28 protein-coding genes, 1 tRNA gene and 1 pseudogene are annotated in these 23,952 nt (G+C 62.6%); 10 read left to right on the plus strand and 20 right to left on the minus strand.

What is annotated here, in order from left to right; genetic code table 11:
- Positions 1-10: 10 nt before the first annotated feature.
- Entirely contained in the window at positions 11-2,716 is a 2,706-nt protein-coding gene (locus NX774_RS19895; protein ID WP_258824015.1) for a nitrate reductase, read from the plus strand.
- A gap of 109 nt (positions 2,717-2,825) precedes the next feature.
- On the opposite strand, the pseudogene NX774_RS23550 reads toward NX774_RS19895, so the two are convergent.
- From NX774_RS23550 to NX774_RS19910, 4 genes and pseudogenes are all read right to left on the minus strand, one after another.
- Positions 2,826-2,990: pseudogene (locus NX774_RS23550) on the minus strand (DUF1780 domain-containing protein); the annotation flags it as partial.
- 17 nt (positions 2,991-3,007) lie between these two features.
- Complete coding sequence (locus NX774_RS19900) at positions 3,008-3,970, minus strand: TIR domain-containing protein (RefSeq protein WP_258824016.1); 963 nt, start codon at positions 3,968-3,970, stop codon at positions 3,008-3,010.
- 128 nt (positions 3,971-4,098) lie between these two features.
- Positions 4,099-4,794, minus strand: a complete 696-nt coding sequence (locus NX774_RS19905) for a hypothetical protein (protein WP_258824017.1) — start codon at positions 4,792-4,794, stop codon at positions 4,099-4,101.
- A gap of 2 nt (positions 4,795-4,796) precedes the next feature.
- Complete coding sequence (locus tag NX774_RS19910) at positions 4,797-5,582, minus strand: hypothetical protein (protein ID WP_258824018.1); 786 nt, start codon at positions 5,580-5,582, stop codon at positions 4,797-4,799.
- Between the two features lie 545 nt (positions 5,583-6,127).
- Between NX774_RS19910 and NX774_RS19915 the strand changes: the two genes are divergently transcribed.
- Positions 6,128-6,796 (plus strand): recombinase family protein, encoded by a 669-nt coding sequence (locus tag NX774_RS19915; protein ID WP_258824019.1) that lies wholly within the window; start codon positions 6,128-6,130, stop codon positions 6,794-6,796.
- Between the two features lie 619 nt (positions 6,797-7,415).
- Here NX774_RS19915 and NX774_RS19920 read toward each other — a convergent pair.
- From NX774_RS19920 to ispB, 6 genes are all read right to left on the minus strand, one after another.
- Complete coding sequence (locus tag NX774_RS19920) at positions 7,416-7,841, minus strand: hypothetical protein (protein ID WP_258824020.1); 426 nt, start codon at positions 7,839-7,841, stop codon at positions 7,416-7,418.
- A gap of 2 nt (positions 7,842-7,843) precedes the next feature.
- A complete protein-coding gene (locus NX774_RS19925; protein ID WP_258824021.1) occupies positions 7,844-8,356 on the minus strand; it encodes a hypothetical protein in 513 nt (170 codons plus the stop codon).
- 62 nt (positions 8,357-8,418) lie between these two features.
- Positions 8,419-8,625, minus strand: coding sequence for a hypothetical protein (locus tag NX774_RS19930; RefSeq protein ID WP_258824022.1), 207 nt, complete (start codon positions 8,623-8,625; stop codon positions 8,419-8,421).
- 107 nt (positions 8,626-8,732) lie between these two features.
- The gene (locus tag NX774_RS19935) at positions 8,733-9,611 is read right to left on the minus strand and encodes a DUF6538 domain-containing protein (protein WP_370660455.1); all 879 of its coding nucleotides are present in this window, start codon (positions 9,609-9,611) and stop codon (positions 8,733-8,735) included.
- A gap of 69 nt (positions 9,612-9,680) precedes the next feature.
- Positions 9,681-9,757 (minus strand) — tRNA-Pro (locus tag NX774_RS19940).
- A gap of 56 nt (positions 9,758-9,813) precedes the next feature.
- Positions 9,814-10,803 carry an octaprenyl diphosphate synthase gene (gene ispB, locus NX774_RS19945; protein ID WP_307731370.1) on the minus strand — a complete coding sequence of 330 codons (990 nt, stop codon included), beginning with the start codon at positions 10,801-10,803 and terminating at the stop codon, positions 9,814-9,816.
- A gap of 263 nt (positions 10,804-11,066) precedes the next feature.
- On the opposite strand from ispB, the gene rplU reads away from it, so the two are divergent.
- The 6 genes from rplU to NX774_RS19975 all read left to right on the plus strand — a co-directional run bounded on the left by rplU (position 11,067) and on the right by NX774_RS19975 (position 14,797).
- Positions 11,067-11,378 carry a 50S ribosomal protein L21 gene (rplU, locus tag NX774_RS19950; protein ID WP_258824024.1) on the plus strand — a complete coding sequence of 104 codons (312 nt, stop codon included), beginning with the start codon at positions 11,067-11,069 and terminating at the stop codon, positions 11,376-11,378.
- 39 nt (positions 11,379-11,417) lie between these two features.
- Positions 11,418-11,690: a 50S ribosomal protein L27 gene (gene rpmA, locus NX774_RS19955; protein ID WP_258824025.1), complete on the plus strand. Its 273-nt coding sequence runs from the start codon at positions 11,418-11,420 to the stop codon at positions 11,688-11,690.
- A gap of 102 nt (positions 11,691-11,792) precedes the next feature.
- A complete protein-coding gene (gene cgtA, locus NX774_RS19960) occupies positions 11,793-12,905 on the plus strand; it encodes an Obg family GTPase CgtA (protein WP_258824026.1) in 1,113 nt (370 codons plus the stop codon).
- The gene (locus NX774_RS19965) at positions 12,906-13,316 is read left to right on the plus strand and encodes a hypothetical protein (protein ID WP_258824027.1); all 411 of its coding nucleotides are present in this window, start codon (positions 12,906-12,908) and stop codon (positions 13,314-13,316) included.
- Positions 13,313-14,431 (plus strand): glutamate 5-kinase, encoded by a 1,119-nt coding sequence (gene proB / locus NX774_RS19970; RefSeq protein WP_258824028.1) that lies wholly within the window; start codon positions 13,313-13,315, stop codon positions 14,429-14,431. The genes NX774_RS19965 and proB overlap by 4 nt, the downstream gene beginning before the upstream one ends.
- 120 nt (positions 14,432-14,551) lie before the next feature.
- A complete protein-coding gene (locus tag NX774_RS19975; RefSeq protein ID WP_258824029.1) occupies positions 14,552-14,797 on the plus strand; it encodes a hypothetical protein in 246 nt (81 codons plus the stop codon).
- Between the two features lie 4 nt (positions 14,798-14,801).
- On the opposite strand, the gene NX774_RS19980 is transcribed toward NX774_RS19975, so the two are convergent.
- The 3 genes from NX774_RS19980 to rsxB form a co-directional block, all read right to left on the minus strand.
- Positions 14,802-15,323 carry a GNAT family N-acetyltransferase gene (locus tag NX774_RS19980; RefSeq protein WP_258824030.1) on the minus strand — a complete coding sequence of 174 codons (522 nt, stop codon included), beginning with the start codon at positions 15,321-15,323 and terminating at the stop codon, positions 14,802-14,804.
- Positions 15,324-15,408: 85 nt separating this feature from the next.
- A complete protein-coding gene (gene nth, locus NX774_RS19985; protein WP_258824031.1) occupies positions 15,409-16,074 on the minus strand; it encodes an endonuclease III in 666 nt (221 codons plus the stop codon).
- Positions 16,075-16,096: 22 nt separating this feature from the next.
- A complete protein-coding gene (rsxB, locus tag NX774_RS19990) occupies positions 16,097-16,786 on the minus strand; it encodes an electron transport complex subunit RsxB (protein ID WP_258824032.1) in 690 nt (229 codons plus the stop codon).
- Between the two features lie 161 nt (positions 16,787-16,947).
- Here rsxB and NX774_RS19995 point away from each other — a divergent pair, with 161 nt between their 5' ends.
- Positions 16,948-17,439: an RcnB family protein gene (locus NX774_RS19995; protein ID WP_258824033.1), complete on the plus strand. Its 492-nt coding sequence runs from the start codon at positions 16,948-16,950 to the stop codon at positions 17,437-17,439.
- A gap of 215 nt (positions 17,440-17,654) precedes the next feature.
- Here the strand turns inward: NX774_RS19995 and NX774_RS20000 are convergent, their stop codons facing one another.
- The 5 genes from NX774_RS20000 to NX774_RS20020 all read right to left on the minus strand — a co-directional run bounded on the left by NX774_RS20000 (position 17,655) and on the right by NX774_RS20020 (position 22,858).
- Positions 17,655-18,890 (minus strand): polyhydroxyalkanoate depolymerase, encoded by a 1,236-nt coding sequence (locus NX774_RS20000; protein ID WP_258824034.1) that lies wholly within the window; start codon positions 18,888-18,890, stop codon positions 17,655-17,657.
- A 347-nt stretch (positions 18,891-19,237) separates the two neighbouring features.
- Positions 19,238-20,335, minus strand: coding sequence for an NAD(P)/FAD-dependent oxidoreductase (locus NX774_RS20005; protein WP_258824035.1), 1,098 nt, complete (start codon positions 20,333-20,335; stop codon positions 19,238-19,240).
- A 112-nt stretch (positions 20,336-20,447) separates the two neighbouring features.
- Positions 20,448-20,771, minus strand: a complete 324-nt coding sequence (fdxA, locus tag NX774_RS20010) for a ferredoxin FdxA (RefSeq protein ID WP_258824036.1) — start codon at positions 20,769-20,771, stop codon at positions 20,448-20,450.
- Between the two features lie 315 nt (positions 20,772-21,086).
- Complete coding sequence (locus NX774_RS20015) at positions 21,087-21,368, minus strand: protealysin inhibitor emfourin (protein WP_258824037.1); 282 nt, start codon at positions 21,366-21,368, stop codon at positions 21,087-21,089.
- Complete coding sequence (locus NX774_RS20020) at positions 21,365-22,858, minus strand: gluzincin family metallopeptidase (protein WP_258824038.1); 1,494 nt, start codon at positions 22,856-22,858, stop codon at positions 21,365-21,367. The genes NX774_RS20015 and NX774_RS20020 overlap by 4 nt, the downstream gene beginning before the upstream one ends.
- A gap of 182 nt (positions 22,859-23,040) precedes the next feature.
- Between NX774_RS20020 and NX774_RS20025 the strand changes: the two genes are divergently transcribed.
- Complete coding sequence (locus NX774_RS20025; protein WP_258824039.1) at positions 23,041-23,316, plus strand: polyhydroxyalkanoic acid system family protein; 276 nt, start codon at positions 23,041-23,043, stop codon at positions 23,314-23,316.
- Here NX774_RS20025 and NX774_RS20030 read toward each other — a convergent pair.
- Together NX774_RS20030 and NX774_RS20035 are read right to left on the minus strand one after the other, a co-directional pair.
- Entirely contained in the window at positions 23,313-23,567 is a 255-nt protein-coding gene (locus NX774_RS20030; RefSeq protein ID WP_258824040.1) for an acyl-CoA-binding protein, read from the minus strand. The two genes, NX774_RS20025 and NX774_RS20030, sit on opposite strands and share 4 nt — an antisense overlap.
- A gap of 204 nt (positions 23,568-23,771) precedes the next feature.
- Complete coding sequence (locus NX774_RS20035) at positions 23,772-23,921, minus strand: hypothetical protein (protein WP_258824041.1); 150 nt, start codon at positions 23,919-23,921, stop codon at positions 23,772-23,774.
- Positions 23,922-23,952: the final 31 nt, after the last annotated feature.

Below are 23,952 nucleotides of genomic sequence, written 5' to 3' on the forward strand. Positions count from 1 at the left end.
GGAGCCCATCTTGAAGTTGTCGACCATTCCGCTGGCGGTGCGCACCACCTGTCCCTATTGTGGCGTTGGCTGCGGCGTGACCGCAACGGCGCAGCCGGACGGCTCGCTCGCCATCGCCGGCGATGAGAAGCACGAGGCCAACCGCGGCCGGCTCTGCGTGAAGGGTGCGGCGCTGGGCGAAACGCTGGGGCTGGACGGGCGCCTGCTGCAGCCTGCGCTGCGCGAACGCGGCCAGTTGCGCGATGCGAGCTGGGACGAGGCGCTGGACCGTGTGGCCGCCGGCTTTGCGCGCGCGGTCGCGCAGCACGGGCCTGATTCGGTGGCGCTGTACGTGTCGGGCCAGATGCTGACCGAGGACTACTACGTCGCCAATAAACTGATGAAGGGCTACATCGGCAGCGCCAACATCGATACCAACTCGCGCCTGTGCATGTCGTCCAGCGTGGCCGGGCACAAGCGCGCGTTCGGCGAGGACATCGTCCCCGGCTGCTACGAGGATTTCGAACTGGCCGACATGGTCGTGCTGGCCGGGTCGAACGCGGCCTGGTGCCACCCGACGCTGTTCCAGCGCCTGGTGCGTGCGCGTGAATTGCGGCCGCAGATGAAAATCGTGGTGATCGATCCGCGCCGCACCGCGACGGTCGAACTGGCCGACATGCACCTGCCGATCAAGCCCGGCAGCGACGCCTGGCTGTTCAATGGCCTGCTGTGCCACCTGGCGCGGCAGGGAAGGGCGGACCGGGACTTCATCGCCGCGCACACCGAAGGGCTGGACGAGGCGCTGGCGGCGGCCCAGGACACCTGCGGCGACCTGCACGCGGTCGCGCGCGCATGCCGCGTCGATCCTGCCCTGCTGCTTGCCTTCTACGATGCCTTTGCCGCGACGGCCAAGGTGGTCACCGCATACTCGCAGGGCATCAACCAGTCGTCTTCCGGCACCGACAAGGTCAACAGCATCATCAACTGCCACCTGCTGACTGGTCGCATCGGCAAGCCTGGCATGGGCCCGTTCTCGCTGACCGGGCAGCCGAACGCCATGGGCGGGCGCGAGGTGGGCGGCCTGGCCAACATGCTGGCGGCGCACATGGAGCTGGAGGACCCAACGCAGCGCGCGGCGGTACAGGCGTTCTGGGATTCCCCGCGCATCGCGCATCAGCCGGGGCTGAAGGCGGTGGACCTGTTCCGCGCGGTGGAAGAGGGCCGGATCAAGGCGTTATGGATCATCGCCACCAACCCGGTGGTGAGCCTGCCCGACGCCGACCAGGCCAGGCGCGCGCTGGCCAAATGCGAGCTGGTGGTTGTCTCGGACATCGTTGCCGGCACCGACACCAACGCTTATGCCGACGTGCTGCTGCCTGCGCTCGGCTGGGGCGAGAAGGACGGCACCGTCACCAATTCGGAGCGCCGCATTTCGCGCCAGCGTTCCTTCCTCCCCGCGCCCGGCGCGGCGCGCGCCGACTGGCAGGTGCTGTGCCAGGTGGCGCAGCGCATGGGCTTCGGCGGCCTCGATTACCAGTCCGTGCACGAGATCTTCGACGAGCACGCGCGGCTGTCTGCGTGGCGCAATGAAGGCGCCACTGCGCGCGTGTTCCGACTCGACGGGCTGGCTGGCATGAGCCGGCGCGACTACGACGAGCTCGAGCCGATCCAGTGGCCGGTCACGCACGGTGAAGATGGCAAGCCGCGTGGCGCCGCGCGCCTGTTCGGCGACGGCCGCTTTGCCCGACCGTCTGGCCGCGCACGCCTCGTGCCGGTGACGCCGCGTGGCCCGGCCAACCTGCCAGGCGGGGACTATCCGCTGGTGCTCAATACCGGGCGCGTGCGCGACCAGTGGCACACGATGACGCGCACCGGCAAGTCTCCGCGCCTGGCCGGCCATGTTCCGGAGCCGTTCATCGACATGCACCCACAGGACGCGCTGCTGTGCGGCGTGCGCGAAGGAGAGCTGGCGCGCGTGATGAGCGACTGGGGCGAGATGGTGGCGCGGGTCGCGCATGGCGGCGGCATCGCGCGCGGCAGCCTGTTCGTGCCGATCCACTGGAGCGGCCAGACGGCCGCGGACGCACGCGTGGGCGCAGTGGTGAATCCGGTGGTGGACCCGCTGTCGGGCGAGCCCGAGTTCAAGCACACGCCCGTGCGAGTGGAGCCGTTCGGCGTCGCATGGCACGGCTTCATCCTGAGCCGGCGCGGGCGTGCGCTCGAGCGCGCCGCCAACTGGACCCGTATCGAGGGACAGGGCCTGCGCCGCTACGAGCTGGCCGGGCGCGAGCCGATCGCGCTTGCACCCGGCTGGGCGCGCGAGCTGCTCGACGTGTGCGACGAGGATGCCGACTGGCTCGAGTACGAAGACCAGGGCGCGGGCCTGTACCGTGCCGCGCATCTGGTCGATGGGCGGATCGAGGCCTGCCTGTTCGTGTCGCGCCTGCCTGCGCTGCCGTCGCGCGCATGGCTGGCCGCCCTGTTCGAACAGGAGCGCCTGTCGGCGCAGGACCGCGCGGACCTGCTGGCGGGGCGCGCGCGCGCAGGCGGCAGCGATGCCGGCCCAACCGTGTGCTCGTGCTTCGGCGTGGGCCGGGCCACGATCTGCAACGCGATCCGCGAACACAAGCTGATGGATGTGGCTGGCGTGACCGCCTGCGTCAAGGCAGGCGGCAATTGCGGCTCGTGCGTGCCGGAGATCCGGCAGTTGCTGGCTGATGTCGAGGCTGCGGAATAGACAAGAAAAAAGCCAGATCACCTTGCGTTTGATCTGGCCTTTTAAATTCGGTGGTCGGGGTGAGAGGATTCGAACTTCACCGAATCAGTGACTTACGTCGCAGGTGGTGTTACACATGGAAAGCTGTAGTGTAACAGGCTGTAAGTCGGTTCGCTAGCTGGGGCCGCTCGATTAACAAACCGGAATTATCAGTGAGGTAATCCGGCGCATCCGACGCTGCGTAAAGGACTTTCGCGCCGGTATTCAAGAGCACGCTGATCGAGCGCCACCTTGTCCGTTTTAACTGCCATGTTAGGCATCGCCTTCCCCACCTTCAGCTTTTCGATTCGTCATGCTTTCGAGTCGACGAGCGAGCTTCTCCTTCAGGTCTCTTAAATTGGCATACTCTGGGCAGTTGTAGCCAGCGAGGTCAAAGTGGAGGCCGGTGCCTGCCTTTCGATAAAGTAGGACTCGGCGGCCCAGCGCGTGCGCGAAGCCGACCTCATAGTAGACGTTTGGGCGAGCACCCGTTAGGTCTGCGAAGAGAAACTCGCTGGTTCTGAGCTCATTAAGAACTCGCTGCGTGATCTGGCCATCGTGTTCTATGTCGTCTGCTCTTACTGCGTTGACACCGAACCGCTGGAAAGTCTCCTTTACAGCGTCGCAAATGTCGGTGAGCTCCGGGTGCGCTGGATCCATCCACATCATTACAAATGCCGTGCCTGGACGATACCGCGGAGCATCGATACTGTTGGCAGGAGCGCCGGCACCCGGAGGGGAGAGATCCTCGGAAGCCTCGACGAAAGCTAAGATTCGTAGAATGGTTGATGTGTTGTCGTGGAACACGACCTGAGCCTCCAATGGCGGCAGTGGCTCATCGTCGCTCTGCATTGCGGGGCGCACCCCCAGAATGCGATCTTCGTCGTTCAACACCTCGATTTCTTCGAATCGGTATCTACGTAGCTGAATCGAGGCGCGCATGGCCTTTGTCGCGTGCCTCAGGTCTGCTAAATCTTCTCCTCCCACCAGTGGCGCTGCTCGCATAGCTTCTGCAACTTGCGCGCTGTATCTCACCGCCCGCTGGACAATACTTCGCGCAGTTTGGAGGGAATCGTCAGATACCTGCTGCCAGTAGTGATCGGGCGACAGTCGAGGTCGCCAAGACTCACCAGGTTCTTCTTTGACGTATCTAGCGATTTCACGGAAGTAGTCGCCAGCGTCGTTTCGTAGCGTCTCGATCAGTAGCCGAAGATCGGACTTGGGTACTTCACTCATGATTCTTCTCCTTCCGGACGCATTGCGCGTGTAACTCAATCGCCACAGGATTTCCTAGATGACACCCTTGAACTGTTGAAAATAAATACCAGTCGCTATTTTTCCACTACTTGACGTTACTCGTCGGGCTACCCCCACGCCACCCGACAGGCGAGGTAGTTGCTCAAAACTATCTTTACCCAGTCACCGCAGGACTGGCCCACCGCGTACTGGTACCTGTGCTGCTGGACGACTTGCCATTGATCGTAGGCGGTCGGCTTTCCAGACAGGAAATTTATGAAGGCCCGGCTTCCTATTTCGGGATACAGACTGCCAACTTCATCTTCTAGGGAGAAGAACAACCTTAGCTGTTCCTCGGACATGCATGGAATAGGTGTTATTTCAATAGCCTCGGGCTCTTCGATGTGCTGAAGGCCAAGCTCGTATGAAATGTGGCCACGGGCAAGCTTAAGTACAACTTCTTCAACCCTTTCTGCTTCGGGAACCCAATGCATCTTGTTGTTCTCATCGGGGCGCTTGGAGCGTTCTATCCTTTGCCTGATCGATGGTCGAGCTTTAAGGGTTTCCACTACTTTTGGCCTGAAGTTGTCGTTGGAGGTAGTTGTGCCTTGAATGACGCACTCGATGAAACATGCAAGATACTCTTCTGACAAGGAGAAGCCTTTGTTGCATTGGACGCATGACTCTGCAACGGGGAGGTTGTTCGGGTAGGGTTCGTCCAAGAGAATCCGCGAAGGGACGTGGTCGCGTGAGTCTCCAATCCCGCCGCAGTAGGCACAGACACCCCTAAACCGATCATCCAAAAACAATTTCTTAGGATCCATACTCAGTTCAACGAGTTAAGCAAATCGCCCACAGAGGCGTCCAGTACGTGCCACGAGGTCTTGCATGTTGCTTGGTCGAAGTTTGCGCGGGTCATAACCGCCTGCCAGGGATGGACCACGTTGCGCGAGTCCCGTAGCGCATGGCTGAACTTGCCTCGATCAGTCTTGAGCCACCCAATGTCAGCCGCAACGTCGATGAGCGTGCTGAGGTTCCAGTCGTGGATGGCCGGACTCTTGCCCGTTTTGTCGCGTGGTGCTCTCCCTGACTGGTACGCCGTTGAGGCGGATAGTTGGGCTCTCGCGAGAAGCAATCCTTCGAGGACGCTTCCCATCATGATTACCGCTGCGGTGTACGCCTCAACGTGAATACACCTTTGTGCTTCACGCCATCGCTTCTCCAACTCATCGTTGAGACCGGGCACGGAACTCGTTAAGCGCGAGAAGTCCGGTGGCGCATGAATGATCTTCTTCGGCTTCTCAAACGCGCCAGTGTCAACAAACTTGAGGGCACTACGAATGTATCGCGCAAGGGTTTCAAGGCGGATGCGGCGGCTGTTTGCCTGAAAGTCGATGTCTTCCGCCATGCCCGATACCAAGGTCGGTGGAAGCCCGTCGAGTCCATCAAGGATCATCCGCACCTCCCGTATCTTGCCGTCTACATCCCGGAGACCACTAAACCGCTCAGTGGCGGCGGAGCCATCTGGCAGTGCTATCTCGCCGAGGGTGCCCTGTAGAAACTTCACTGCCTGTAGCTTGTCCATGAAGCCTTGCCGGTAGTTGTTATCCATTCATCAGTGTATCACCCACCTTGCTCGGCAAACACATGGCCACCCACACAAACTCTGGTGTTATCTAGGGAAGGGATGCTTGCTCCAGCGCCGGCGGTGATGTCGGTTCTGGCAAATCTAAGTAAGGGAACAGGCCGCGACCTCTTTCTGCTCCGGATTTTTGCGGGGGTACCAGCGCGGGTTTGCGCGGCCCACCGGCCCCCATGCGGCCCCGGCCCGAAACGTCCCGTGGCGGCCCTTCAGCCGGGGAGGCGCGCTCGTCCGTCGCTTGCCGTTCGGCTCGACATCATCCAGCACGCCGGCTCCCTGATCTGCGCCGACTGATCCCGGCTCGACGCCATCGGCCAGCGCCCGGCCCTCACTGGGATTTTCGTCTGTTCGCTTCGCACGGCCACCGATCCCGCACGCCAAGCTCAGGCTATCAGCTCAATAGGGCATACCACAGCGAGTCAGCCGGTTGAGCCTATTTGACTAGCTCATTAGGGTTGACTGTCATTGAGCCACCTCACAGTATTGAGCCATTGACCATTTGAGCTAGGTAAGCCATGAAGCAGCACATCGTTTACTACGGACGGATCAGCACCACGGACGGCCAGACAGCCGCCACTCAGCACGAGGAGGCCGCGAAGCTGGGCATCAAGTCGAACCTCGTGTTCATTGATGAGGGCGTGTCCGGGTATCACGTCGCACCCGAGGACCGGCCAGAATGGGTTAAGTGCTTTCTGGCTATACGCGACGGTGATGTGCTGGTGGTGCGCTGGCTGGACCGTATCTCACGCCGGTACGATGAACTGGCCCGAGTGATGCGAGCACTCATGGAGAAGGGCGTAATCGTGCGCTGCACGCTGAACGGCATGGAGTTCGACGGTAGCACCACGGACCCGCTCAAGAAGGCCACTCGGGACGCCCTGTTAGCGTTCATCCAGGCTCAAGGCGAGGTGGATTACCTGAACCGGAAAGAAATGCAGCGGCGCGGTATCGACCGGGCCATGCGTGAGGAACCCGAGAAGTACCGGGGACGGGCAAGGGCTGCGGATGCTGCGACCGTGGAGGCGTGGCGACAGGAACGGAAGGCGAGTATCGAAGCGACAGCGGCCGAGTTCGGTATCAGCCCGGCCACGGTGAAGCGGTACAGGGCCGAGGTTCAGGGCGCAGCTAGCAAGCCAACCAAGGCGGCTGAGACGGGTCGTGGCGAGGCGAACGCAGGTGCCTGAGCCGAACATCCCCGGCGATGCTTGGGCGGCTCTAAGGGCCGCTGGATCGGTCTTAGCAGTTGTCCCGGCTACGGCGATTTTGGTTCACTCTACGACACGCAAGCCGCGCTACGCTGGTAGTTCGGCATCAAATCAATTTCGGCACCCTATACGACACACGCCGCACCAGCCGTTCAAGGCGGGGGTGATTACGTCCTGCTATACGACACAACAGGCCCGGTTCATCCGGCCTCGTGCTGGCCCACGATAAAAGGCAAGTCACCACACGGGCGATGCGAGAGCATCGGGTGACAGGCTGCTCTGCCATTGATCCGAAGTCCGACCGCCGTCAGGTAATCAGGGAGGGTTCGATGTTCAGCTTCTTTCGTGCTTGCCAGATAACGTTTATCTGTTGCCAAGCCACGGGGCGGCAGATGCATTGAAACCGAGTCCTTCCTATGTCAGGTGACTGCAGTCAGCGAAGCGCAGCGGAGGACTGCCAGCGGCTGCAGTTGCGCCAACGCTCGTTGATGGGACCCCGACGCGAATGAGCTGTGGCCAAGCACCTCAATCAGTTAATCGAGCCATCGATTGCCGCCCTAAGTGATCGGCCATACAAACTGCAAGGTTAAGAGAAAAATCAATCTCGTATTAGGAAGTCACCGACTTGAACACCTGCCAGTTCTTTCGGTCGGACTTCACCCGGTCGAATGGTTTCTGTAACAGTGTTTTGTCCACCTGCACTGAGAATGCCGCCAGCTATTAACCCACTTATCCCACTTGGCCGAGACAAGACCTTTGTAATCTCTTTCGTTTCGGGCTCGCGCTCCAGTTCCACGGAACTAAGCGTAGCGATTTTTGACTGCACGTGCGTTACCTGCGCCTTACCTCTTACGATTTCAAGTTGTTCCAGTGGTTCGCCTGTGTCAGGGTCGTTTATGGTCTCACCAAGACCAACAATAAGGAATCTTTGGCCCAGCTTAACACCGGCGTCTAGCCCGACATTCACCACTATCGTGTACCGGTCTTGCACCTTTACTACTTTTCCGAAATAGCGATCACTCATTTCTACTCTCCTGGCATCAACGCTTCCAGCGCCGTTACTGGGACTACTGGGCGTACGATAATCATCTTTAACTCGTCAACTGATGTCGGCACGGAAGTGAGCACTCCCAAATTCGTGTGAACCTTGATCTGGATGACCTTGTCCTGCACCAGATGAACGACGCCCAAGAAAGCCAACTTGTCGACTTCCTCGCGTTGTAGATAACAACCGACGATAATGTTGTTCAGGAAATTATCGTTTCGTCTGATGACAAAAATGTTGTCCTCGGCAATGTATCTAAACGGATGCTCGAAGGGGGGCGGTGGTTTCGTCTCGCCCGTAACGTCATAGATGATCTTCAAGAGGATCATCATCAAAGACGTGGATACCAAAATAACGAATAGCAACCATTTGACTGATACCGAGGCCGTGACATCAATGAACATGGTAACCAGTGCAGACAAGAAGCCTGCCGCACCGATCATTACGGAGGCACCAGCGAAACTAAAAATACCGCTAACTACTCGATCTTTCATCTTTACGGACGCAGGACAGGGTCTCTAGAAAGTCGCAACGGTTGCCATAATGCATCGTTATTTCATTTTTGGCAAGCGCGAACGATTTCTCTGATTTGCGCCGTGTGCGTGCGCCCTATCTGTTTTCCTTTTACCTTCGCTACTGGTCGCCTGAGGCCTGCCTCGACGGTAGGATCGTCAACCGGATCGTTGTTCGGGATGTTCACGTCCGGTGAAATGAGGGCCGCTGCCTCGATCTGGCTGCGAAGCGGTTCAGGGATGATGCTCATGATTCCTCCAGCGGCGATGATGACGGATAGGTACTATGCGCTTACGTGCGGTTCCTCGGGCGCTCCGTCATTCCATAGCCGGGCGCGATTATACGCTGCCCGTGAAGTCAAAGCGTCAGCCCGTTGGCGGCTTCGGTGGCACAATTGTTCGTGTTGACCGGAGTCTGCCCCGATTCCAGCAGCTTATCCTTGAACTGAACCACATGGCGGCGCGTGATCTGCTCGATCTTCATGTCGCCCATGTGTTCCACGTACCTACCGATGACCTTTTTGGCCTGACCGACGGTACGCGGGATCAGGCTGCGTTCCTTGACCCACTTGTCCGCAATCTCTGCCATCGTGTGGCCGCCGATGATAGCGGGCTGTGTGGCTTTTACCGGCGAATCAAGCTGGGCTGGCTGTGCCAGTAATACGGGCTGTGCGGCCTGCGCTGGCTGCGCATGGCCAATGTGCTCAGGTAGCTCCCTTACGCTGCCATCCCCCGTCAGGAAGGAGCGCAATGCGTTTCGGTGGCCCTCGTGCTTGGAGAGCGGATGCAGCGGTTCCAGTTCGCCGCGCAACATGGCTTCAGCGTCCTCAAGGTTGAACTGCTGCCGTTCGAGGAACGCGCTCAGCGCCTCATAGCCCTGTGCAGCAGCACTGTCCCGCCGCTGTCGGAGCAGGCCGAGCGTGCGCGACGCAACCTCATCCGCGTTCACCCGAATGGACGCAGTAGCGGGTGCGGGGACGGTTGCAGGCGTGTCCTGAGCTGCAGCGGAAGCGGCAAGCGCGGCCCGAACGCTCGCGAACTCCTCATCGAGCTTGGCTCCAGCGATACGGCAAAGCTGTTCAGCTTCGCGACGGTCGCTCGTGCCGAGCGCGTTCACGACTTCAACGCGACCGTAATGGCTCTGCAAGTCAACGGGGGATTTTGCGGCGAATGGAATAGCGATTGCTACGCTTGATAAGATGGGTACACACAGCTTGCTCCTCAGCTGGTGTAACACTCACTTGCGACATTGAGACTGTAAGTCCTTGAGAACCAAGGAAGATCGTTGAGAATCAACGAGATGAAATGGTCGGGGTGAGAGGATTCGAACCTCCGGCCTCTACGTCCCGAACGTAGCGCTCTACCGGGCTAAGCTACACCCCGACTGGTTTGAGATTTCGGCGTTGCCTCAATCTCGGGAAGGCATAACTATAAGGGCTCTAGTGGTTCCTGTCAACTGCAAAACTGCAGAGCTGCAAGAGACTTTGCTTGAATTCGCTCTCGGGCAGGTCGGCGATTGCGTTGGCTGCGCGTTCGGCGGCAACAATCGCTTCGCGGCGCGTGTAGTCCAGCGCACCGCTCGAGGTCACCGCCGCCAGCACGGCGTCGAAGTGCTGCTCGTCGCCGTTCTCGATGCAGCTGCGAACCAGTTCGCGCTGCTCCGGCGTGCCATACTCCATCAGGTAGATCAGCGGCAGCGTCGGCTTGCCTTCGCGCAGGTCGTCGCCGACGTTCTTGCCGATCTCGGCAGCGTCGCCGGCGTAGTCGAGCACGTCGTCGATCAGCTGGAACGCGGTGCCCAGGGAACGGCCGTATTCACCGGCTGCCTCGATCTGTGCGTCGTTCGCGCCCGCCACCAGCGCGCCCAACTGGGCCGCGGCCTCGAACAGCTTGGCGGTCTTGGAGCGGATCACCGTCAGGTAGCTTTCCTGGGTCACGTCCGGGTCGTGCATGTTCAGCAGTTGCAGCACTTCGCCTTCCGCGATCACGTTGGTGGCGTCGGACAGGATCTGCATCACGCGCATGTTGTTCAGGCTGACCATCATCTGGAACGAGCGCGAATACAGGAAGTCGCCCACCAGCACCGAGGCGGCGTTGCCGAACATGGCGTTGGCGGTCTGGCGCCCGCGCCGCATCGACGACTCGTCCACCACGTCGTCGTGCAGCAGGGTTGCGGTGTGGATGAATTCGACCACCGCGGCCAGCTCGTGGTGGGCGGTGCCCCGGTAGCCGTAGGCGTTGGCCAGCAGCAGCACCAGCACCGGCCGGATGCGCTTGCCGCCGGCACTGATGATGTACTCGGCGATCTGGTTCACCAGGCTCACTTCGGAGTGCAGCCGCAGGCGGATCACCCGGTTGACGGCCTCCATGTCCGAAGCGATGGCGCGGGCGATGTTATTCTGTTGGGCGGTGGGGGTAGCGGCGGACAAGGCGGAAACCTGCAATGGTCGTTAAGCGGTCAAGTGCGCGATTATACGACATGCAAGCTGAAATCGTCCGGTCCAGCATGCCGGCTGGATGGGACAAAGCGTCCCAGGTCCGTTGCCACCAAACCACGTCCCCGGCGGCTTGAACCGGCCTTTTGACCCGGCGGGCCGTTCCATGTATAATCGTGTGTTCTCCCGGCTGTACCCACGCTCGACGAGGATGTCGCCGAGGGGATTCTTTTAAACAATTGATGAGGTTTCAAATCATGTACGCGGTCATAAAAACCGGTGGCAAGCAATACAAAGTTGTCGCTGGCGAAAAACTCAAAGTAGAACAGATACCGGCAGACATTGGTTCCGAAATCACTATCGACCAGGTTCTCGCAGTAGGCGAGGGCGAGAGCATCAAATTCGGTGCTCCGCTGGTGGAAGGTGCTTCGGTTCGCGTGACTGTGGTGTCGCACGGTCGTCACGACAAAGTGCGTATCTTCAAGATGCGTCGTCGTAAGCACTACCAAAAGCGTCAGGGCCATCGCCAGAACTACACCGAAATCCAAGTGGTAGCGATCAACGGCTAATTGCCGCCGGTCCCCAAAGTCATTCAAAGGAGCATCTAAATGGCACACAAAAAAGGCGGCGGTACTACTCGCAACGGCCGTGACTCAGAAAGCAAACGCCTTGGCGTGAAAGTCTACGGCGGCCAGGCGATCAACGCCGGCAGCATCATCGTGCGTCAGCGCGGCACCACCGTGCGTCCGGGCACCAACGTCGGCATGGGCAAGGATCACACCCTGTTCGCGCTGACCGACGGCACCGTGAAATTCGTCAAGCAAGGCGTGGGCTCGAAGCAGTACGTCACCGTCGTTGCAAGCGAAGCGGTAGCAGCGTAATTCACGCACGCGCTGCCCAGCAGCGCAAGTTGTAAGGCGCAAGCCTTTCAATCCAAGGCTCTGCCCCCCGGTAGGGCCTTTTGTTTTTTTGGCGGTCACAACATGAAGTTTATTGACGAAGCAAGAATTGAAGTCATTGCTGGAGACGGCGGCAACGGCTGCGCGTCGTTCCGGCGCGAGAAGTTCCGGCCGTTTGGCGGTCCGGACGGCGGCGACGGCGGCAAGGGCGGCTCGATCTATGTTGTGGCCGACCGCAACATCAACACCCTGGTCGATTTCCGCTTTGCCAAGACCCACCTGGCCCGCAATGGCGAGTCCGGCCGCGGCTCGGACTGCTATGGCAAGGGCGCGGAAGACGTGTACCTGCGCATGCCGGTCGGCACCCTGATCGTGGATAACCTCAACGGCGAGATCATCGCCGACCTGACCCAGCACGGCCAGACCGAACTGCTGGCCAAGGGCGGTGAGGGCGGCTGGGGCAACATCCACTTCAAGACCTCGACCAACCGCGCGCCGCGCCAGAAGACCGACGGCAAGCCGGGCGAACGCCGCGAGCTGCGCCTGGAGCTGAAGGTGCTGGCCGACGTGGGCCTGCTCGGTATGCCGAACGCGGGCAAGTCGACCTTCATCACGGCCGTGTCCAACGCGCGCCCGAAGATCGCCGACTACCCGTTCACCACGCTGCACCCGAACCTGGGCGTGGTGCGCGTGTCGCACGAGAAGAGCTTCGTGATTGCGGACATCCCGGGCCTGATCGAAGGCGCGGCCGAGGGCGCCGGCCTGGGACACCAGTTCCTGCGCCACCTGTCGCGCACGGGCCTGTTGCTGCACATCGTCGACCTGGCCCCGTTCGAGCCGACCGTGGACCCGGTCAAGGAAGCGAAGGCGCTGGTCAAGGAGCTGGAAAAATACGACCAGGAGCTGGTGGACAAGCCGCGCTGGCTGGTGCTCAACAAGCTGGACATGGTGCCGGCCGAGGAGCGCGCCAAGCGCGTGAAGGACTTCGTCAAGCGCATGGCGTGGAAGGGCCCCGTGTTCGAGATTTCGGCGCTCAACCGCGAAGGCTGCCAGGACCTGGTCAACGCGATCTACAAGTACCTGGAAGAGAAGCGCGCGCTCGAGCACCGCGCTGAAGAGACGCAGATGACCGAGGAGGCGCAGGGCATCCTGTCGATCGACCCGGACGACCCGCGCTTCAAGATCCTCGAAGAGTAAGTGGCGGCGGCGATCATCACCCGTTGGTCGCTGCGCAGCCAGCTCCTGAAGCTGGTTGCCACCGCAAGCTCGCTGGCCGCGCTCATGGCCATGCTCGACCCTGACCGGGTCGCTGCAAGCATGGGCCTGTTCCTCGTTGGCGTGAACGGCTACAGCCAGTTCTACGCCATCTACGTCGGTATGCGACTGGCTACCGCGTATCTCGCACTGCAGGCATCCAAACCAGACGCCCCCTCGGTGCTCGGCGACGTTACCGCGTTGTTCCTCCTCGCTCAACCTGTGGGGCGCTTCGTCGCGGCTTTCGCGATCGGGCTGCCTACCGGGTTATTATTAGCCGTATGCGGAGTCGAACTGCTGGCGGGACTTTCCCTGTTGGCGTTGCGCCCGCGTGGGAAAGTGCCGTCTCCATGAAATCCGTCATCCAGCAATCCTCCCGTATCATCGTCAAGGTCGGTTCCTCGCTCGTCACCAACGAGGGCAGGGGCCTGGACCATTCCGCCATCGCGCGCTGGGCCGCGCAAATCGCCGCGCTGCGCGCATTGGGCAAGGAAGTCGTGCTGGTCTCGTCCGGCGCCATTGCCGAGGGCATGCTGCGCCTGCAGTTCGGCGCGCGCCCGACCGACATCCACGAGCTGCAGGCCTGCGCCGCGGTGGGCCAGATGGGCCTTGCGCAGATCTACGAAACCAGCTTTCGCGCGCACGACATCGGCACCGCGCAGGTGCTGCTCACGCACGCCGACCTGGCCGACCGCGAGCGCTACCTGAACGCGCGTTCCACGCTCACCACCTTGCTGCGGCTGGGCGTGGTCCCAATCATCAACGAGAACGACACCGTGGTCACGGACGAGATCAAGTTCGGCGACAACGACACGCTTGGCGCGCTGGTGGCCAACCTGATCGAGGCCGACGCGTTGGTGATCCTGACCGACCAGCGCGGTTTGTACTCCAGCGATCCGCGCAAGGACCCGAACGCCTTCCTGATCAAGGAAGCGCAGGCCGGCGACGAGTCGCTGGAAGCGATGGCGGGCGGCGCGGGCAGCAGCATCGGGCGGGGCGGCATGCTGACCAAGGTGCTGGCGGCCAAGCGCGCGGCACGCTCCGGCGCCCATACCGTGATCGCGTGGGGGCGTGAGGAAGAGGTGCTGGTGCGGCTGGCCTGCGGGGAGGCGATCGGCACCCAGCTGACCGCGCCCACCGCACGCCTGACCGCGCGCCGCCAGTGGATGATCGACCACCTGCACACCTCGGGCGAAGTGGTGCTGGACGCGGGTGCGGTGCAAAAGCTCACGCAGGAGGGCAAGTCGCTGCTGCCGATCGGCGTGATCGCGGTGCACGGCCAGTTCCGCCGCGGCGAGGTGATCACCTGCGTCGACGAGAACGGCAGGGCGGTCGCGCGCGGGCTCACCAACTACACCGGCAGCGAGGTGCGCCGCATCATGCGCCATGCGTCCAGCGAGATCGAGGCGATCCTCGGCTACGTGGAGGGGCCGGAGCTGATCCACCGCGATAACCTGGTTTTGTTATAAACCGTTTAGCTGGTTTCCGGACGACGGATAAGTTCCGCTCGACCTTCTGCGCCCTGTCGAAGCGGCCGCAGCGGGTGGCGCTACACTTGGTCCATCAGTCTTTTTTCCATGGATCCAGCTATGAGCGTCGAAACGAACCCGGAGTGTGCGCTTGACGAGCGGAAGATTCTCGCGAAAATTGCCGAGGCCGAAGGCCGGCTTCGGGCCGAGATCGTTCAAGCGGAAACGAGGCTGAGCTCGCAGATCACCGCCGCCGATTGTCAGTGCAGGATTGAGATTGCCGAGGCCACGAGCAGACTCATCATGCGTGGAGGCCTGGCCCTGATCCTCCTTGAACAAGCCGTGCTGTATCTTCTGAAAGTCTGAAGACTTAGTCGGCGATTTCGTCCAGCCGCAGCACCATGTGCTCTTCGTCGTAAAAGCGGTCCCCAACGCGCATCGCGCGCGGCTCGATGCCGAAAGACTGGAAGCCGAGTGAACGGTACAAGGCCCGCGCGGCCGGGTTCTCGGTGGCGACCGCGAGCTGGATCTGCAGCAGGCCTTCGTCGCGCGCGTGGGTGACCAGGCGCTGCAAGACTTTCCTCCCGATGCCTTCCTTGCGCCGCTGCGGATCGACCGCGACGCCCCACACCGTGCCCCGGTGCGCAATCTGTTCGAGTTTTTCACGCCGCAGGCCCGCGATGCCGACCAGCCGTCCGCCGTCGAAGGCGCCAAACACGATCTGGTGCGGGCCGGGCTCGATGCGCGCCTGCACCTGCTCGGCGGTCAGCGCTTCCTCTTCGGCACGGGTCGGCCACAGCGCGAACGGCGCGCTTTCGATGGCCTTGATGCGCAAAGCCTTGAATTGAGCCCAGTTTTCCCTGCCCAGCGTGCAAATCCCCAGTGCGCCCATCGGTGTCGTCTTTCCGTAGAAATAGCGGCCAATGTTTCTGATCGTACATGAACCCGGCAGGCTGCGCCAGAGGCCGGCAGGCGGCTCAGGCTTGGGTGTCAGGCACCAATCCCGGTGGGGGCGGGGTTTTTTGCTTGTACTCGCACAGGTCGGCGATGAGACAGTTCCAGCACTTGGGCTTGCGCGCGACACAGGTGTAGCGGCCATGCAAAATCAGCCAGTGGTGCGCGTCGTGCAGGAACTCCTTGGGTACCACCTTGAGCAGCTTTTGCTCGACCTCGTCCACGTCCTTGCCGGGCGCGATCCTGGTGCGGTTGGAAACCCGGAAAATGTGCGTGTCCACGGCAATGGTCGGGTCGCCGAATGCCGTGTTGAGCACCACGTTGGCGGTCTTGCGACCCACGCCGGGCAGCGACTCGAGCGCCTCGCGCGAGTGCGGCACCTCGCCGCCGTACTGGTCCACCAGGATCTGGCACGTGGCGATCACGTTCTTCGCTTTGTTGTTGTACAGCCCGATGGTCGAGATGTAGCTCTTCAGCTCGTCCAGCCCCAGGTCGAGGATCTGTTGCGGCGTGTTTGCCACCGCGTACAGCCGGCGCGTGGCCTTGTTCACGCCCACGTCGGTGGACTGGGCGGACAGCAGCACCGCGATCAGGAGCTCGAACGGCGTCGTGTATTCCAGCTCGGTGGTCGGCTTGGGGTTGGCTTCGCGGAAGCGGCGGAAGATCTCGAGGCGCTTGGCTGGGTTCATCTGCTTTGTCGTGGTGCGAAGATCAGTCTTTTTTCTCGGGCGGCGGCGCGTTGCCGGCGGCACGCAGGCGCGCGCGTTCCATGGCGGCGGCGATGATCGCGCGCTTGCGCTCCTTCTCCGCCAGTTCCTCTGCCGTGTTGGTCGGCTCGGCCGTCACGGCGCGCATCTTCTCGATCGCTTTTGCGGCGAGGCGGGCATCGTTCTCCTCGCGCTCGCGCTGCAGCCGCGCGTTGCGGAAATCGTGACGGGCGCGCGCGGCGTCGGCCTGTTCCTGCGTCCACGCGGCCCAACCGGTCAGTTCACCCGTCACCGGGATCATGCTGATGCAGTCCACCGGGCAGGGCGCCACGCACAGGTCGCAGCCGGTGCACAGGCTCGGCAAAATGGTGTGCATCTGCTTGGCCGCGCCAATGATCGCGTCCACCGGGCAGGCCTGGATGCACAGCGTGCAGCCGATGCACAGCGACTCGTCGATGAAGGCGACAGGACGCGCTCGCTCGACGCCGTTGGCCGGGTTGATCGGAATCACCGGGCGGCCCGTGAGCGCCGACAGCCGCCGCACCCCTTCGATGCCGCCGGGCGGGCACTGGTTGATCCCGGCGTCGCCGCGCGCGATGGCCTCCGCGTACGGACGGCAGGCCGGATAGCCGCATTTGGTGCACTGGGTTTGCGGCAGCAGGTCTTCGATCTGGTCGGCGAGAGTCTTGGTCACGATGGTCGGCGATGCGGTAAAGCGGTCATTATATTAGACGTGCAAGCTGCTGGCCCGCGGCAGCGCCTTTCTGAAGGTAAGTGTCCCATCGAACAGAGGTAGTTGTTGAACGGTGGTCTACTCGAAGCGTGTATGACGCTTGCCGATGAAGGGAGGACAGCATGAGCAAGAAATTTTTCGTGCCGGCGCTGGTCGCCGCAATGCTTTCAAGCAGCGTTTCGGTCATGGCCCAGGAGCGCGGCTATCACAACGAGCGCGACAACAGCTGGCAGCAGCGCGACGAGCGCTACCAGCGCAATGATGAGCGTTACGAGCGCAACGACCAGCGCTACCGGCGCGACGACGATCGCTACCGGCGTGACGAGCGCATGCAAGGCGATCGCCGCGACGACCGCCACGACGGCGCGCGCGGCGGGTGGGGCCGGACAGAAAGCTTCAGTTCGGGTTACGACGGCTACGGGCCGGACCACAACCTGCACCGTGGCGAGCGGCTGCCGAGCCGTTATCGCACCCACCAGTACGTCGTGGACAACTGGCGCGCACATCGCCTGACGCCGCCGCCGCGCGGACATCGCTGGGTGCAGGTTGGCGCCGACTACGTGCTGGTCGCCGCGGCGACCGGCCTGATCGTGTCGGCGGTCAGCGGACAGTAAAACGAATGGCCCGGAGCACCAGAGGTGCCGGCCGGGCCCCGTGCCGTCAGTTGACAACCGGCTTGCCAGCGGCGGCAGTGTCGGGGCCGTGTTCGCGCGGCACCCGCAGGACCGGACGGCAACCCTGGTCGCGGCAGGCGCGCGCCAGGAATCAACATTTTGGGCGAAAAAAATGCCGCAGGAAGCTGCGGCATTTTTCGGTCCACGATTGCGGATCAGGAGTATTTCTTGATGAACTCGCCAATCTTGGGCGCCACCTGTTCGCGCCAGCGGCGGCCCGAGAAGATGCCGTAGTGGCCGCACTTGGGCGCGACGAAGTCGTACTGCATGTCGGCCGGAATGCCGGTGCACAGCTCGTGCGCGGCCTGGGTCTGGCCGGCGCCGGAGATGTCGTCCAGCTCGCCCTCGACGGTGAACAGCGCGACCGTCTTGATATCTTGCGGGCGCACCAGCTGGCCGCCGACCTTCCACGTCCCCTTGGGAAGGCGGTGCTCCTGGAACACGGTCTTGATGGTGTCCAGGTAGTATTCGGCCGGCATGTCCAGCACCGCGTTGTACTCGTCGTAGAACTGGCGGTGGCTTTCGGCCGAGCTGTCGTCACCGCGGATCAGGTGCTGGTAGAACTCGCGATGGCTCTGCGCGTGGCGGCCCGGGTTCATGGCGATGAAGCCGGCGTGCTGCAGGAAGCCCGGGTACACCTTGCGGCCAAAGCCCGGGTAGTTGCCCGGCACCGAGTAGATCACCGTGTTCTCGAACCACGAGAACGGCTTTTCCACGGCCAGGTCGTTGACGGCGGTGGGCGACTTGCGCGGGTCGATCGGGCCACCCATCATGGTCATGGTTTTGGGCAGCTTGGGGTCGTTGTTGGTTGCCATCAGCGAGATGGCGGCCAGCACCGGCACCGTCGGCTGGCAGACCGAGATGACGTGCAGGTTCGGCGCCAGCAGGCGCATGAAGTCTTGCACGTAGTAGATGTAATCGTCCAGGTGGAACGGCCCCTCGGACAGGGGCACCATGCGCGCGTCGGTCCAGTCCGTGATGTACACGTCGTGGTCGGGCAGCAGGCCGCGCACCGTGTCACGCAGCAGCGTGGCGTGGTGGCCCGACAGCGGGGCGACCAGCAGCACCTTCGGCTGCTTGAGCGCTTCGATCTTGCGGTCGTTCAGGTCTTTCTTGAAATGCAAAAGCTTGCAGAACGGTTTGGTGACAACGGTCCGCTCCATGATGCCGACCTTCTCGCCATTGACCAGGGTCGAGTCGATGCCGAACGCGGGCTTGGTGTACTCCTTGCCGAGCCGGTACATCAGTTCATAGCCGGCGGCGATCCTTTGGGAGAACGGCGTGTGCGCGAAAGGTGAGACCGGGTGCGAAAAAAGTTTCGACGAGGCATCGGCCCAGTGCATCAACGGCGTCAGGAAGGAGCGTTGCATCTCGTGCAGTTGGTAAAGCATAAAAAATCCTTCATGTGGTACTGCGCGCGTCGCAGCGTTTGCGCAACTAATCTAGATCAATTATAGGTTATTTGCCTTGACGTTGGGAAAGAGCCTCCGGCAGCCCACGGGAAACGATCGATGCTTCGTTACACCTGTTGTATCACCTTTGGCATGGCGCCGTTGGTGCTCTGCTCCACACATGGAAGAAAATGCCCCGGTTGGCCGGGCAGCGTGGCGCGCGGGTTACGGAACGGATGAGTCGGCGGCAGCATCGTGCGTGCGCGCCGGCATGTTTGCTAACCGGGTCGCTGAAAAGAAAATGCCCCGCGGTGCGGGGCATTGTGGCGTACAGCTTACGGAACGGCTTAGTCGAACACCGGCGTCTCGACGCCGAGGATCTTGTGCAGCTTCGGCGAGGTCGTCGTGTACTGCATGTGGATCTTCTTGTCCGGGAAGATGTACGGCGCGGCGCCGAACGCGGCCAGCGCGGCTTCGTGGAAGCCCGACAGGATCAGCTTCTTCTTGCCCGGGTAGGTGTTGATGTCGCCCACGGCGAAGATGCCCGGCACGTTGGTCTCGAACTTTTCGGTGTCCATGACCTTGAGCTGGCGCCTTTCGATGTCCAGGCCCCACTCGGCGATCGGGCCGAGCTTGGGCGACAGGCCAAAGAACACCAGCAGCATGTCCAGCGGCACGCGGCGGGTGACGCCGTCGGCGCCGGTGACCTTCACTTCGGTCAGCTTGCCGTCCTTCTCGTCAAAACCGGTCACCTGGCCGGTGATCAGCTGCATTTCGTATTCGTCGCACAGGGCCTTCATCTTAGCCACCGATGCGGGCGCAGCGCGGAAGTCGTCGCGGCGGTGCACCAGCACGACCGACTCGGCCTTGCCGACGAAGTTCAGGGTCCAGTCCAGGGCCGAGTCGCCGCCGCCGCAGATGACCAGGTTCTTGCCTTCGAACAGTGCGGGATCCTTGACGCGGTAGAACAGCTGGCTGCCTTCGAATTTCTCGATGCCGTCCACCTTGATCGTGCGCGCCTGGAACGAGCCGACGCCGGCGGCGATGAAGATGGTCTTGGTGATGAAGCGGGTGCCAATCGAGGTCTCGACGTTGAAGCGGCCGTCTTCGCGGCGCTGCACGACGGTCACTTCCTGGCCCAGGTGGAAGGTCGGCGAGAACGGTTCGATCTGCTTGAGCAGGTTGTCGGTCAGTTCCTGGCCGGTGCACACCGGCACGGCCGGGATGTCGTAGATCGGCTTGTCCGGGTACAGCTCGACGCACTGGCCGCCGACCGCCGGCAGGGAATCGATCACGTGGGCCTTGATTTCGAGAAGGCCGAGTTCGAACACCTGGAACAGGCCGACCGGGCCGGCGCCAATGATGACGGCATCGGCGTCGATGGCGCCCGCGAACGAACTGTTGGGAGCGATGCTGCCCGCATCGTGGGTGGCACTGATAGTCATGCTCTTACTTCCTGTTGATTTTGAAATGGATGCACTGCGCTGGCCGCGCCGCGGCGCCAAGGCGCGCGCACGGGCGCGGCTGCGGCAGGCAGCCGGCACCCGGTGGCAAGGATCAGCGCTTGAGCTGGTCGAGCTTGTTCTTGACGTCTTTCCACTCTTCCGCGTCGGGCAGGGCCGCCTTGGTCTTGGTGATCGACGGCCACGCGCGCGCCAGTTCAACGTTCAGCTTGATGAATTGCTGCTGGTCCGACGGCACGTCTTCCTCGGCAAAGATGGCGTTCACCGGGCATTCGGCAACGCACACGGCGCAATCGATGCACTCGTCCGGGTCAATTGCGAGGAAATTGGGGCCTTCCCGGAAACAATCTACCGGGCATACATCGACGCAGTCAGTGTAACGGCAGCGGATGCACGATTCGGTGACAACGTGGGTCATAACAGTCCTATCTGAGGTGAGGTGCCGCGGGCGTCTTGAAGACCAGGCTGGCCCGCCGATCAATCTATGGCAAAGCACTGTATTTTAGGGCAATTCGACCGTTCTCACAAATCAGTCTTATACACAATCCACATAAGCAAATGTGATGATCTTTGATTTATTAATGGCGAAATATCAGGTTTATTGCGGGATTTCCTTGATGTGGATCGGGCTTTTTTGAAATTCAGTTTGGAGCGGTAGGGTGGGTAGGGTGGGCTCTCGAGCCCACGCGTCAGCACGCAGCGCGTGATGGCAGCGTGGGCACAAGTGCCCGCCCTACGCGGTATTGCGCAGGTGTTCGAGCAGCGATTGCCATCCAGGCCCGCCCGAGGCGCCGTCCTCCCATACGGTGACGGTGCGCTGGCGCGGCCCGTCGTCCACCGTGATTTCCCAGCGCCGGATGTCGGCCCCGGCCCCGCAAGCCGGTTCGGCGCCGAAAAAGTCGATCCGGTGCAGCAGGTCCTCGACCGACTTGCCGTTGGCGCTGCGGTCGGTGTCCAGTTCGTAGCTGTCGGTGCGGCCGGCGATGCCGCCGCAGGCTTTGGCGCGGATCTTCATGGCTGCACCTGCGCCTGCGAACCACCGCCCACCGGGCCCGGATCGGCCCCGGGCTGCTCGCCGGCCGGCGCATTGCGCCCGTGCTCGGCGCACCAGCGCGCCAGCGCCTGGGCCTCGGCGTCCAGCACGTTTTCGATGTGGTAGTACTCGGCCAGGTTCATGGTGCCGCAGCAGGTGCGGCGGTCCTGCACGGCGCCTGGCAGGTCGCGCACCTTGGGCGCCAGGCGCAGGGCCGGTTCGTGGTCCTCGGTGAGCGGCACCGGCGATTCGATCACTTCGCGCAGCGCGAACCGGTTGCGGATGAAGTTGGCGTAGTCGATCGGCTTGCCGTCCTGGGTGACGATGCGCAGCATCTCGTTGACCACGTCGGCATAGGTGGCGGCATTGTCGGGGGCGGCGATCAGGCCGCGCAGCACCAGCCCGCGCAGGTAGGCGGCCACCCGGTGCAGCAGTGCAGCGTCATCCTCCAGCCCGGGGTTGCGCTCGAACGCGAACAGGTCGGCCAGGATGTCGTACACGGCGCCCGTGAACACCTGCGAGATCGCGTGCACCTCGGTGCCGGCATCGGACAGGGTGAGGTCGTTGTCGGCGTTGCGCAGCCCCGTGGTGCTGCCCAGTGCCAGGCCGAACTGTTCGGCGATGTCGGACAGGAAGGTCTTGTCGTGCAGGTGCGCCTTGGTCTGGGCGATGACCGCCTCGCACTGGTCCAGCTGCGACAGCGCCAGGAAAATGGCGGTCAGGTCGCCGAACGACTCGTGCAGGCCGCCGGTCTGGGGCGGGTTGTCGGCCTGCAGCCACTGCGGCTTCAGGCCGTCGAGCACGGCGTGGCCGGTTTCGTGCGAGACGATGTCGAACGAGCGGCAGGTATAGATGCGCTCGGACTGCCCGCTGGGCACGAAGTCGCCGAACTTGAGGCAGCTTTGCGCGCGGCTGTAGAAGGCATTCATCACGTTCGGCAGGCCGTAGGGGAACACCTGCAGCGGCGCGGTGTCCACACTGCTGTTCCACTGCCAGGGCAGGGGCATCTCGGCGCCGGCGGAGGACAGGGCGCGCTGGTACATGGTGAGCGTCTGGCGCACCACGGCAAAGGTATGGACGGCATCGAATTGTGGCGTATCGGGCTGGGTGACGAAGTCGCCGAAGGCATTCGGGCTGACCGGGGTGATGCCCGGCTCGCCGGAGACGATGCGCGCATCGCGCGGGCCGGCCAGCACGATGCCCGGCAGGAAGGCCTTGCGGGTGCCGATTTCGGTCACCGACGGGTCTTGCTTCCACATCAGCACGCGCGCGCCGAACGCGTAGGGCAGCGGCACCTGCTGCGGCTCGGGCTGCGGCGTCCCGGCCGGCACCGGCGGGCCGGGCTCGTCGAGCAGCTGCGCTGTCTTGCGGTGCTTGCGGTAAGAGGCGCTGGGCGTGGGGACGTAGCCCACCGGGGGCTGTGCGTGCTGGGTGGCGGCGTCATCGTGCGGCGGCTTGGCGCGAGGTTCCATGTTCCGTATCTCCCGTCGTTGTCGAGTGGCTTGAACGGAAATACTCCGCCGCCGCGCAAAGTCGGCATTGACGCTCGTCAATAGCCAGCGCTCGGGGCCGTGCCGGCGACAGAGGCTGGCATTGGACGCTCCCGGCTGGCATGATGGCGGTTTTTGGTTAATGGAACAGGAAGGAAAGCCCGATGGCGGACATCAACATCGTCCAGGAACACAGTCTGAGCAATGAGGCCGCGCGGGCGGCGGCACAGAAGGTGGCCGACCGGCTGGCCGGCGAGTACGGGCTGGCGTGCCGCTGGGACGGCGACGTGCTGCGCTTTGCCAGGAGCGGCGTGGAGGGCGCGCTGACGCTGGGCGAGCAGCGCGCGGCAATGCGCATCAAGCTGGGATTGTTCGCCAGCGCGTTCGCCCCGACGATCGAGGCGAAGGTGGCGGAGAGCATGCGCAAGGTGTTCGCTTAGCCCTTCAGCTCTTCGATCAGGTCGATGTACTGCTGCATCGCCTCGTCTTGCGACATGCCCTTGAGCTGGTCCCAGGCGTCGTACTTGGCGCGGCCGATCATGTCGGTAAAGCCGGGACGTTCGCCGGTCACGTCGCCGCTCGAGCCCTGCTTGTACAGCGCGTAGATCTTCAGCAGGGTCATGTTGTCGGGGCGCTCGGACAGGTTCTTCGAGTCGATCTGTGCCTGGGCGAACTGTTCCTGCAAACTCATGGGATGCTCCTTGTATTCTTGTGTGTTGGCTTGCCGGTGCGGCAACGGAGCGGCCATCTTAGCGCAACGGGCGCGCAATTGACGGCAAATTAGAGGAAATGCTCAAAGCATGGCGGCATCGTGGCCGCGTAGGGTGGGCTCTCGAGCCCACGCCGTGGTGCGTCGCGTGTGCCCGCGTGGGCTCGAGAGCCCACCCTACGGCTGCTACTTCTTGGTGTTGTCGCTGTCGCTGCTGCGGAACGGGTAGGTGGCGACATTGACCGCGCCCTTGCCGACCGCAACCCCGGCATCGACCGCGGTGCCGGCGACCGTGACCGCGCCGCCCACCACCGCGCCGCCGACCGCCATTGCCATGCAGCCGCCCAGCGCGGGCAATAAGGCGGCC

The organism is Massilia agilis (assembly GCF_024756255.1).
GTDB lineage: Bacteria > Pseudomonadota > Gammaproteobacteria > Burkholderiales > Burkholderiaceae_D > Telluria > Telluria agilis.